The organism is Variovorax sp. Varisp85 (assembly GCF_047304045.1).
Taxonomy (GTDB): domain Bacteria; phylum Pseudomonadota; class Gammaproteobacteria; order Burkholderiales; family Burkholderiaceae_C; genus Variovorax.
The window spans coordinates 15,954-27,796 of record NZ_JBGLYN010000084.1 but is presented as its reverse complement, the minus strand read 5'-3'; the positions used below and the strand labels follow the sequence as shown (position 1 = coordinate 27,796).

Below are 11,843 nucleotides of genomic sequence, written 5' to 3'. Positions count from 1 at the left end.
CCATTGCTGCGTCGGCTTCCACCCCTGGCTCACGATTCAAGCGGCGCGGTGGCTCAGTTCTACTTCGGCGCGGACAAGCCAGTGCGCCTGGAGGCGCTCATCGAATGCTTCGTGCGCCCCTACATTGAGCCGACGCAGAACGGCCAACTGTTCGCGCGATTCATCCTGCAGCACAGGCTGCAGCCGAGCGAGATGACCAAGCGCGTCTATAGCCAGTACCTAGACCCGTTCGCACTGGAGTTCATCGACGCGCTATGCCGCGCGGATCCACATGTGCCAAGGTCCGAGTGGATCTGGCGCTACACACTGATGGTCGGAACGGTAGTTCTCGCAGTCACCGACACTACCGCTGACAATCGTCTTGCCGCGCTATCAAAGGGCATGGCCGACGCAGCGCGCAGCGATGAATTGATGCGTAATTTGACTGGGTTTCTTTGTGCTGCCCTCTCAGGCAAACGCGCTTCTTAGCATCCGCCGCCGGCCGATCCCGGCAGAGATGTGGGCCTTGCCAGTCAAACGCCAGTCTCTGCTCGAGGTTTTCCGAGACGCCCGCCTCCATGCATCAACCGCCGAGTGTCAGGCCAAAGCGGCTACGCCACGGTCATGGAGGCTGTGGAGTTTGCCGCTACACAAGCAGACCTTGCGGCGGCAAGCGCCCTTGGGCCCGCCCTCGTCCCGCCAGCGGAAACGACAGCCACCATTGAGTCGGACAATGGCATCCTGACCGCATCGCGACCGGCCGCTTGCCGTCCTCAATCCGCGCTCCATCGTGCTTAACAAAGTTCGTCCCACGCTCTTCTTTGTCATAGTCCCCCCCGCCTAGGCGGTGGTTAGTGTGTTGCATCGACCGGTTGAATCCGCCAGCGGAAACGGACTGTCGTTGACCGAAACTAGACCTCCTCGTTCGGCCAGGAGCAGACGCTCCCGAACCAGACAGCACCGACCGCTGTGGAGGAAGTGACTACCAGCCCTGCGGATGAAAGTCTGCAGGCATCCGCCGATCCAAGATCTGCTCAGGCAAAGAGTGGCTTCGCCGCGCGAACTGTCGCCGTGCAATCCCCGAAGCCGATCCGGCAATGTCCGGGGCACATCCAGGTGGGTGCCGCTGTGCGTGCTGAGTTCGACGAAGCACGATTGCGACGCACCGAGGCGACCCTGATCTATCGGCGCACGAAGGACCTGCGCGCGGTTCAACTACTTCTCGGCCACTCGAAACTCGAATCCACCGTGAGATATCTCGGCATTGAGGTCGACGACGCGCTGGACATTTCAGAGCCGACCGAGATCTGAAGCCCATAGTCACTGACAACCAACGACTGACTGCTTCCGAGGCCAGCAGTCATTCGGGCTCGAAATCTGAGCGGCTGCACCCAGTCGAGGCTGTGTGGAAACAGCTGCATTGATGGGGCGCGCAAGATCCGTTGGGCCGGCGGACTCAGTTCCTACCGGAATTCTCGGCCGTCTCTACAAGACGCGAGTCGGCTCCTACGACTTCATCTCTGCAATCAGGGTACTTGTGCCGAGGATCTTGATTGCTCGCTTGAGGTTGTAGGCCAGAACCTGCAGATTCATCTCGGTTTTCACGTTCGGCAAGGTCTTCGTCAGGAAGTGCGTGGCCCCCATCCACGCTTTCAGGGTGCCGAACACGTGTTCGATCGTTCGTTGCCTGAACTTTGAGGCCTCGGGCGCAGCATCTAGACGTGCCTGGACCTTTTCCAGGACCTCCTCGTACTCCCATCGACTGATGCGCCTGGCTGGCGCCGGGGTGCACTGCGGCTTCAAGTGACAGCCGCCACAGTTTGATGTCCAGTATTTGTGCAACGCCTTGCCGTCCTCAATGGCGGTGAAGCGGTAGATTGCGATCTCGCCCGCCGGACACCGGTACACATCCCGTCGCTTGTCATAGACGAAGTCTCGCTTGTCGAATCTGCCCTCGAACTTGCTGTTGGACGTCAAGGGCTTCGGGACAAGTGTCGCAATGCCCGCACGTTCGCACTCCAGAATCCCGTAGCCTTCGAAGTAGCCTCGATCCGCCAGCACGATTGGTTTGGGGTGTTCGATGGCCTCTTGAGCCGCCTTGGAGATGGCGGCCAGTTGGCCTCGATCGGTTACTGCGTTGGTCACCTCATGGGCGACGATCATGTGGTGTTTTGCATCGACCGCGGCCTGGACGTTGTAGCCTACGACTGCTGAGCCAAGTCGGCTGGTCGCCATCGAGCGAGCATCCGGATCGGTCAGCGAGATCTGTCGCTCTTGTGTGGACTGAAGCTGCCGCTCGATGGCAGAGATTTCACGCATCTGTCCTTTGATCTTGGCTACCTTTTCCTGGAGGCGCGCAACACGCTCGGGGAGAACCATCGCTGGATCTCGGTCAGCTCGATCAAGTTCGGCAAGGTATCGGCCGATGCTCTGCTCGAGCTGCTGCATCCGCACCTGGAGCTTGTGCTCGTTGAAGTTCTTGTCGCGGTTGTTGACGCCCTTGAACTTGCTTCCGTCCACGGCGATGACGCCGTCGGCAAATAGCTTGAGCCGACGGCACAAAAGAACGAACTCTCGGCACACCAGACGAATGGCGTCACCATGATCTTTGCGGAAGTCCGCGATGGTCTTGAAATCAGGGGCCAGGCGCCCGGTCAGCCACATCAACTCCACATTGCGCTGTGCCTCGCGCTCCAGGCGTCGACTGGATTGCACTTGGTTCAGATAGCCGTAGATGTAGATCTTCAACAGCACTGAGGGGTGGTACGACGGCCGCCCGGTGGCCGCAGGTTCCGCACCTTCAAAGCCGAGCTGATAGAGCTTGAGTTCATCGACAAAGACATCGACTACGCGGATGGGGTTCTCTTCTGAGATGTAGTCGTCAAGGCACTCTGGCAGCAGCGTGATCTGGCTTCGATCCCCTGGCTCGATGAATCGCTTCATGTGGCAACCCAGTTCGTGGCGTTGTCTCAATCTAGGCGACGGTATTCACGGATTCAATGCGTTTTCACACAGCCTCAGTCTTAAGCAGAAGTCCCTTTGCTCGCCGTCGAATTCGACGACGAGCATGCCTCGGTGACGGTAGTGGATTCAAGGCTTCTTGACCAAGTCGAACCGGCCAAGGATCCCTCCGGCGCACGGCCGTCAGTCGCTTTCCGGAAAAGCTTCCTGGTTGAGGCCGCGGGTCAGCAAGCGCATACGGGCCCAGGCCGTGGCGACGTCTTGGTCGGCGCAGGCATCCAGCTGCACCCGACACCCCGCCTCCTGCGCCGCATAGAGGTCATGACGCTTTCGATCGATCACCAGGGCTTCCAGCTGCTCCCAGGGCGGCAAGCAAAGCGCCTCGCGACGCGGTAGCCCAGCGGCCATCAAAAGCCCCTGCGGATCGAAGTCGAAGAGTCCGAGAACGGGTCGTGTGTCGCCGGCGACCAGGCGGCTGGCCGGACCTATCCGGAACCAGTCGGGCGCGCCGCGGAAAAGAACGAGCGCCCTTCTCCGTCTCCCGCCTTCAAGGAGGTAGGGCTGCAGCCACGCATAGCGATGAACCCGCTGCATTGACTCCAGGTTCTCGCACACCACCAGCACCTCGTAGGGCAACGCCAATGCGTCGCGCCACTTCATGGCGAGGAAACTGCCTTCGGGGGTGGCAATGCCGGGCACCCCGATCGCAACCACCGCGACCAGACCTTCGGTCACCGGCGCCGCAAAGGCTTTCTCGGAGCCGGCATCGTTAGCGTCGGAGCGTTGCCGCCCGACTGCTGGCGCCTCGATCGAGTACCCGGCGTTGCGCAACTTCGTCTCGGCCTTGATGAAATCCGCTTCCTCGTAGAGGACCGCGCGCCCGCGAACCCGTCCTAGATCCTGCGTGTCCGCCATTTCCTTGGCAATCGCGGAGCTCAGCTTGGGCGACCGGTTGGCCACCAGGTTTCGCATGAAGGAGTAGTGGGCGGGCGTCATGGAGCTGGGATCGCATCGACAGGAGCCGCCGGCGGCGACTGGCGTTGGGCTTGCCCGACCTGGCGCCCGAGCGTACGCTTGAAGAGCACGATAGCGTCCGGCGTGGGCGCCACCAACGCGTCGCTGAAGGTGTGGCGAAACCGCTCACCTGGTGCAGCAGGATCGGCAACCAGCACCACCCGGAACTTGTACGGGCGCAATGCCGACGCCGCGAAAGCGAGCCAGAGCGCTGGCGCCATCAAGCGGGCCGCCGCGTCGCCGGCCCGCCAATCCATCACCGACAAGGACTTGACCCCTTCGGTCTCGGCATGTGCGATCGCCGCAGCCGCCAGGCGCGCGAGAGATCGCATCGCAGGCGTCTCGGGGGAATTGCTCGCAAGCTTGGGGACCGCGCGCTTGATGCGCGGCGCCTTCTCCGCCGGCGGCGCTGCCACCGGCGCCTTCGGGAGCGAATGCACCTCGTCGCGCATGAGTTCCTTCATGCTGCGATCGTCGTCCTGCGGATCCATGTGGATGCGCAGCGGCGGGACGGGGGCGCCGATGAAGGGTTTGGAAAGCAGAAAGACCGGCAGGTCCTCGGACAGGGCCGGCTCTTCGATCCCTCGCCAGGCGGGGTTCTGGCGCAGCAGCATCGCCGTGCGCGCGAGCAGCACGTTCTTGCGCTCGATCTCGCGCATGCTGAAGAGCTCGCGCCGGATCTGGCTCTGGTATTGCGAAAGCGTCTGCGTCCACCGGGGCAGCTGCCCCTGGATCGTGTTGCGCAGCATGGCGGCCAGGGCCTGCAGCCCGCGCTCGCGCGCCTCGCCCTCTACGCGCTGCACCGCGCGGCTCAGGCGCGCGAGGTCGTTGCTCATGAGCTCGCTCTGGCGCTGGTAGTAGCGGTTCTGGCTGCTCTTGGCGGCGAGCGACGTGACGTTGCCGAAGCGCGTGCTCAGAAGGAGACCCAGCAGGCGCAGGTTGCGCTCCACCATGTCCGAGATGTCGAAGGCATCCTGTTCGATCTGCCCGGCTGCCTCGTCGGCCTGCTTGAAGTCGCCGGCGGCGCGCAGATCATCCAGCTCGTTCCAGACCATCGGGATCTGCTCGACCAGCTGACCGATGCCCGTGAGGCTTTGGTAGGCCGGATGGATCTGCAGGACATCGTTGGCGAACTCGCGTAGGCGGCTATGGAGCCGGTATCCGCGCTCGCCGGCGGGGCGAAGGACGTTGAACTCACGCAACGTGCGGATGGGCGGGTCGGTGGCCGCGACCTCTCCGTCCACGCCCACAAGCTCCCGCAGCGCCACCTCCACCACGTCGACGTGCCGGCTGAGGGCCGCGAAGACCGGCTTGAGCGGCGAACTCCGATTGGGATTGCTCATTCTTTGGCAGCTTCCGGCAAGCGCATCTGCTCCTGGTCCACCACCGAGGCGTCGCTGATCAGTTCGGTGTTCTCCGCGATCACATCGAGCACGGCGTATAGGAACTCGATCTTGCCGGTGAGCTTGTAGCCACGGCTGTCGTTCGGCACGGGCACGGCATAGCGCTCCTTGACCAGGAACTCCAGCATGCGCGACATCCGGTCGTTGCTGCTCGCGTCCAGGCGTAGGCCCGACAGCGCCAGCTCCATCACCTGCTGCTCGAGCGCCGGCGTGAGACGCACGCGCTCGGCCAGCTCGGACTCCCAGAGCGTGAGCCCCGGCTGCAGGTGCGCGTCCTGTCCTTGGGCTTGCCGAATGGCCTCCAGCACGGGAACGACTGGCGAGAGCGTTGCGCGCACATTGCGCAGCGAGTCACGGACAGCCGAGCGCGCTTCGGCATCGGCCACCTCAGGCGCCAGGAAGAAGGCGCCCTCCTCGCTCAGACGCACCAGGCGCAAGCCCAGCTGCCCCACCCAGGCCTCGGCGGCCGCGCGGTGCTCTTCCTCGATCAACATGTCGTAGCTGGCCGGATAAGCGACGGGGCAGATGAACTCGCCCGCCAGCAGGGATTTTAGAGTGCTTGCCAGCTTGCTCATTGCACGGTCCCCTCAGCTTCCAGGTCAATCTCCTCGTCGTCAGCATTTGCCTTGACGAGCGAGCCATCGTCCTCAAAGAGATGCGCGCTGGCGAAGAGGGCTCCCAGCGCCGGGTCGATGCTTGGCGCCGCGCACACGGCCGTGACGTTCTGGTGCGTGAGCGCATCCAGGTACTGCAGCATGTTGCTGGGGCTGACGCGCCCCACCTCGTCGAGCACCCAGGTCATGCCCACCGGCGAGCGCGGCCCGCGAACGATGCCCAGGAACCCGAGCAGGAACATCATGGTGATCAGCACCGTCAAGCCCGTGGACGACAGGCCCTGCATCGACCGGTCGTTGTCGATCTTGATGTGCCTGCCCATCTCCTCGAGCTCGAACGCCAAGCGCACGTGCTCGTCAAGATCGACACTCAACGTACCGGTGTCGGGGATCTGATCGCGGAAGGAGCGAACGAGGACGACTTCCGCTTCGGAGGGCAGCTGCGTATTTGCTGCAAGCGCCGTGCGGTGGGAGCTCAGGCGCGAGAGGCTCACGTCCCGCATCTCCCTCAGCGCCTTGAGCGCCGGGCTCGAGGTGGCGCTCGAAGAGATCTTGATCTGCAGGTTGTTGAACCGCTTGAACCCGGTCGCCTGGTCCAGTGCGCGCTGGAACAGTCGGTTGAGCTCGTCCACCCGCGACTCGAAGTTGGCGATGTGGTTGACGAAGGACTCTGCCGCGGCGAAATAGCCGTCCATCTCGTGGCGCAGGGCAATGTGATACTGCCGGTGCGTGAGCGGCTCGAACCAATCGCAGACGGCCCGGCCCCAGTCGACCGCCCGCTCATGCGGCAGGTAGGCATCTCCCAGGCCGTCTTGCTCACGCTGCTGCACGAGTGCGTTGTGGGCGGCCTGGACGCCGTCCAGCCACTGTGAGATCGAGCTTTGTCGCTCGCGCATCCGCGAGCACAGGTCGCGCGTGACGCTTTCCAGACGCTGGGTCGCAGTCCCGAGCATGTCCAGACGGGTCTTGGTGGTGGTGCTGAGGGTGTAGTAGGAGTCGTCCCCCACGTGCGCCGGCCCCTGCAACCGGTACGGCGCGAGTTGTTGCTTGCGCAGGCGCCGAAGGTTGTCCAGTTCCTCCTGGGTGGCATTTCGGGAAAAGCGCGCCTTCGCCTCGGCGCTCGTGAGCGCCGTACGCTGCTCCATCAAGCCCTTCTCGAACTTGGTTTTCTCATCGGCCGCGGCTTCGGCGCGCCGGCGAAGCTCCTCTGCCCGAGCTTCTCGCTCGGGCCTGAGCGGCAGCAGCTCCAGCTCGAACTTGCGCCAGGCCGCCACGTTGTGTGCGTTCTGCGCGATGGCGACGAGCTTGGCGTCCAGGACGCCAATTCGCTCGTCAAGCGTTTGCACCTTGGCCGGATCTACGCCCAGGCCCTCCAGAACCCGGTCATGCGCCTCCTTGGCTTTGGCACGCTGTTCCTTGGCGCCGGTGTCCGCAGCGCCAGCTTCCCGGGTGAGCTGCGCGAGTGCATCGTCGCGCTGGGTCCTGAGCTTGTTGATCCGCTCATCGAACTGGCGCAGCACAGAGCCGCGGCGCGCCTGCTCGTCCTTCGTCAGCGTGTTGAATTCCTTGGTGAGCGCTGACACGGCCAAGCGAAGCTTGGCTGCCTCATCAGCGTGGCCCTTGCGCACGCGCTCCAACTCGAGTGCGACGTGCTTTTTAGCGCGAACCACCGCCTCTGCTGTGTCGACCTGATTCGTCGTAGCGCGATTGAGCTCATGCTCGCCAGTCTGGAGCGCCTTGCGGGCGGCATCCAGATCGGCCTGCGCCTTCTTGGCCGCGGTGTGAGCCTCCTGGTGCCGGGCTCGGATGCTTTCCAGGTTGGCGGCCGACGCTGCGATGCGGGCACGCGCGCCGTCCTGCGTTGCCCACTGGGGCAACTCGATCGGCGCTACGTTCAACCGCAGAGACCCGACGTTGATCTCCTCGCTGTGCTGGGCGTCCGGCCCCTCCTGCTGCGTCAACTCGGCCACGCGGAAGGCGCCATCCTCGAAGCGCGCGGTCAGGTCGGTGCGCAGCAACCGCTCGGGATCGAGCACCTTGGCCGCGCCGGTCCACAGCGCGGTCGGCTGTGAGCGCAGCGTTGCGAGGACGCTTCCCGCTGGCGGGTTGAGTTGCGCCTGCAGGACCTCGTGGTGAGCAGCCGCGTCTGCCAACTGAGCTTCCGCCTGGTTCAGGGTCTGCAGGGTTTGTGTCTGTAGCCCGTCGCCCGACTTCACCTCGAGGCGTGTGCGCTCCACATGCTGCTTGCGCTCCGACAGAACCTGGTTGGCCTGCGCCAGCGACGCCTCGGCGCCGGCAAGGTGCTCTTGGGCTTCCTCGGGCGCCTCAGCCACGCGGGCCAGCGTCTCGTGGGATCCGATGTCGCCCCGGTGTTGTGCAATCAACTCTTCGATCTCGACCAGGCGGGGCGCCGCCGGTGTCGAGTCGAGCTCGGCAATCACGCCGTTTCGCTCCTCCTCCACCGCGGCGACCTGTGCCTCGCACTCACGGGTGGCGGTCTCGCGCTGGGTCTGGATCTGTCCTTTTCGGGTCTGAAGGTCCTTTTCGAGGTTGGCCAGCGTCACCTGCAGGGCCTGCTGCGCATCGTTCGCGCGCTCGGTCAGGCTGTTGCGCTCGGTGGTGGCCACCTGCTTGTCATGGGTGTACTGGCCCTGCAGGGTGTGCTCCGCCACCATGCTCTTGATGCCGATGGAAGTGAAGTGCCGATCTTGTCCCTGGATCTCCTCCACAGCGGCTGTGGCGCTTGCGAGCTGGGTTTTGGACTCGCTGACCGCCCTGGCGTGCGTTGCGGCGTCCTCGGCGGCGGATTGCTCTAGATCGTGCATCGCGACGGTGAGCTTGCCGAGCTCGAGGTCCAGTTGATCAAGCGTGGCGACGCGGCGATCGATGCTCAGGTCGCAGGCGGCGCGCAGCGACCCCAGATCAAGGGCGATCTGCCCGACCTTCCTGGCCTGCTCTTCGATGACCTTCTTGCGCGCCGTGTCGTTGAGCACTTCCTGGGCATGCTTCACGTTGGCCAGCCAGCTGTCGACGTCCTTGCGGTCCTTGCGTAGCTGCCGCGCGTTGGAGTTGCGGGCGCCTTCAAAGGCCGAGTCGTTCAGCCGCTCAAGCACCAGGTTCTGCAGGTCGCGGAATGTGATCTTCTCGGAAGTCATGGCCACGGCAATCAGATCCAGGCCGAACAGGCTGGACGGCCCCAGAGAATGCCGGGCGGCCCAGGGGCGGAGGCTGCGCGCCTCCTTCGTGAGACGATGCTCGTAGAGGATGACGCTGCGGTACTCGTGCAGCTCGAACCGCGGCGAAACCTCGATGTTCATGGCCTCGAGGCGATCCTTGAAGCGGTCGCGGTCCACGAAGTCACCGTTCTCATCGACGAAGTAGCTCTCCTTGTAGCCGCCCTCGACGATCATGAACTCGGGCCGCTCGGCCCCTGGCTTGGCGAACATGACGGCCAGGCGCAGGTCATCTTCCGTCTCCCGCTCGTATTCGAACGCGACTGCGCTGCTCGGGCCGGGCAGCGTGTAGCCGATCAGGTGGTGTTTCTGGGTGCCCCGCAGGATGCGCTCGGGGCTTGCCCCATAGAAGAGAGGAATCAGCCGCATGAAGCTGGACTTGCCAACGCCGTTTTCGCCGATTGCCATCGTGTGGGCGCGGAGATCGAGCAGCGCGATCTGCTGCGAAGCAGCGTTCGTGCTCGCATTGCGAATATTGACGGCGAAGACTTTGCGAAGGCGATGGGGCATGGAAGGGTCCGTTTTCGGCCGCTAGAGTAGCTGAAAGCCACGGGCATCAAACGCCACTCGCATGCAATTGGCAAAGAAAGCAGAATTGGCGGTATTCGTCAATCCCTGCAAAGGGCAGTAGATGATTGCTGGTCAACTCGGTCTGCAATCGGGCGCGAAGCAGTCCTCACGCTTTGACACTGCGCCTGACCGCAACCAGTCCAGGATTACGGTAGGGACGCCCATTACTGGACGCCCCCCGCACAGATCCGTACGTGCCCGATTCGAGCATACGGCTCCTACCTTGGGTGAGTGACGGCAAAGCGCTGGTCAGGCCACGGATGAAGGATTCGGGGCGGCGGCAGCCAGGCATCAGCGAGCTTCGTGATGCTCAACAACGGCACCCTCGCCCAACTGCGCGCGCTCAAGTTGCAGGACTTCAGCGGGCGTCGCTCGCGGAGTGCTGGTACAGCCTCAGCCTCTTTGCAAGCTTCACGAGAAGAAGCGAGGCATTGCGTGATATCAGCACCGTGTTTTTCGCAAACGCGAGCCCTCAAGAGAGAACAGGCTTGCTCAGACGAAGCTGATCCAAGTAATTCGCCCAGAGCACCATCATTTCGCGGCGCTGCTCCTTCAACTGGGTCCGGTTGTACGCGGTCCCCAAAGGCCCGCTTTTGCCGTGCGCCAGCTGCTCTTCAATCACCTCAGGATTGACGCGAAGCTGATCCACCATGATCGTTCTCGCCATCGCGCGAAAACCATGCGCAGTCATTTCCGTGTTATCGAACCCCATCCGTCGCAGCGCGGTATTAACCGTGTTGTCCGACATCGGCCTCTCGCCGGTAAGCAAGCTGGGGAAAACGTAGCGCCCATGTCCGGTCAGGACTTTCATACGCTTCAACGAATCAACCGCTTGAGGGGCCAGGGGAACGAGGTGAGGCTCGCCATTGAGCTTTGCCTGCTTCGTCCTTTTCATCGATGCTGCCGGTATGACGACCTGGCTGCCACTGAAGTCGACCCAACTCCATTCCATCGCGCGGATGTTGCCGGGCCGCTGAAAAAGTAGAGCGGACAAGAGCAGCGCCTCTCTTGTTGCGGGCAGTCCACGATAGCCGTCAATCGCGCGCATGAGATCGCCCGCCTTCTGGGGATCAAGCACGGCAGCCATGTTTTTTACGATCACCGCTCCCAACGCTCCCCGCAGCTTGGTGGCCGGATCATCTTCACAGCGCCCCGTCGCGATGCCATACCGAAAGACTTGTCCGGCGTACTGGCGCAGGGAAACCGCCGTCTCATTCAACCCCTTTCCCTCGACTCGGCGCAGTGGCTCCAACAAGACGTTTGCGGTGATCTCGCCCAAAGGCAATCCCCCAATCCAGGGAAAAAGATTGCTCTCTTGCAGGCGCAACCACTTGGTGCTGTGCGCCTCGCTCCACTCTCGCTGCTTGAGCGCGTGAAATTCACGAGCGACCTTCTCGTAGGTTGTCACTGCGGTCGCGCGGACCTTTGCCTTGTCTAGGCGGCGGCGCTGGGTGGGGTCTGCACCGGTTTGCAGCACTTTGCGCGCGTCATCACGAGCCGCTCGCGCATCTTTGAGCTTGACCGCGGGGTAGCTGCCAATCGCGAGCCGCTTCTCCTTGCCACCAACCGTGTACTTCCAAAACCAGCGCTTGGATTCGTTGGACGCGACTTCTAGGTAGAGATTGCCGCTATCACTGAGGCGCGCGCGCTTCTTGTCAGAGGGGCACGAAGCGTTTTTGCAGGCGAGTTCTGTGAGCATAGGGGAACAAGGCTTTGGGTCTGAGCCAAATATACCGATGTTCCCCGTGCCGTGCCCCGTGGAAGCGTTGGCTTCGTTTGGATTATGTAGGCTTCCCTCAGACCCTCTTAACCGTAACCCCTTGATTTTCAAGAGATTTTTGGATCCCCTAGGAATACCTCGGAACGTCAACTGGAGCGGGTGAAGGGAATCGAACCCTCGTATGAAGCTTGGGAAGCTGCCGTTCTGCCATTGAACTACACCCGCGGCAGGCACGGATTCTACTGGCACTCCTGAGTGCAGCCCGAGGGTGGTTGTCCACTCCGATCTTCTGGAGCAAATGAGTACGAACGAACACTGCAATCGCCAACTCAGCTGCCCTGCGTCAGTG

General features: G+C 62.9%; 7 protein-coding genes, 1 tRNA gene and 1 pseudogene. 2 read left to right on the top strand and 7 right to left on the bottom strand.

Translation table 11 applies throughout. From position 1 onward, the window contains the following. Window positions 1-468 (top strand): hypothetical protein (locus tag ACCC97_RS25390; protein WP_413335711.1); only part of this gene is annotated, 468 nt, incomplete at its 5' end. Between the two features lie 666 nt (window positions 469-1,134). After that, a pseudogene (locus ACCC97_RS25385) lies at window positions 1,135-1,290 on the top strand (integrase); the annotation flags it as partial. 195 nt (window positions 1,291-1,485) lie between these two features. On the opposite strand, the gene ACCC97_RS25380 reads toward ACCC97_RS25385, so the two are convergent. From ACCC97_RS25380 to ACCC97_RS25350, 7 genes are all read right to left on the bottom strand, one after another. Continuing rightward, on the bottom strand, window positions 1,486-2,922 hold the full coding sequence (locus ACCC97_RS25380) for an IS1182 family transposase (RefSeq protein ID WP_413335709.1): 1,437 nt from the start codon (window positions 2,920-2,922) through the stop codon (window positions 1,486-1,488). 201 nt (window positions 2,923-3,123) lie between these two features. Further along, window positions 3,124-3,936, bottom strand: a complete 813-nt coding sequence (locus ACCC97_RS25375; protein WP_413335707.1) for a hypothetical protein — start codon at window positions 3,934-3,936, stop codon at window positions 3,124-3,126. Then, complete coding sequence (locus ACCC97_RS25370) at window positions 3,933-5,297, bottom strand: hypothetical protein (protein WP_413335705.1); 1,365 nt, start codon at window positions 5,295-5,297, stop codon at window positions 3,933-3,935. The genes ACCC97_RS25375 and ACCC97_RS25370 overlap by 4 nt, the downstream gene beginning before the upstream one ends. Continuing rightward, entirely contained in the window at window positions 5,294-5,932 is a 639-nt protein-coding gene (locus tag ACCC97_RS25365; RefSeq protein ID WP_413335703.1) for a condensin complex protein MksE, read from the bottom strand. Before ACCC97_RS25365 ends, ACCC97_RS25370 begins: the two co-directional genes overlap by 4 nt. Continuing rightward, a complete protein-coding gene (locus tag ACCC97_RS25360) occupies window positions 5,929-9,714 on the bottom strand; it encodes an ATP-binding protein (protein WP_413335701.1) in 3,786 nt (1,261 codons plus the stop codon). The genes ACCC97_RS25365 and ACCC97_RS25360 overlap by 4 nt, the downstream gene beginning before the upstream one ends. A gap of 532 nt (window positions 9,715-10,246) precedes the next feature. After that, a complete protein-coding gene (locus tag ACCC97_RS25355) occupies window positions 10,247-11,473 on the bottom strand; it encodes a tyrosine-type recombinase/integrase (protein ID WP_413335700.1) in 1,227 nt (408 codons plus the stop codon). Window positions 11,474-11,645: 172 nt separating this feature from the next. Then, window positions 11,646-11,719 (bottom strand) — tRNA-Gly (locus tag ACCC97_RS25350). Between the last annotated feature and the right edge of the window lie 124 nt (window positions 11,720-11,843).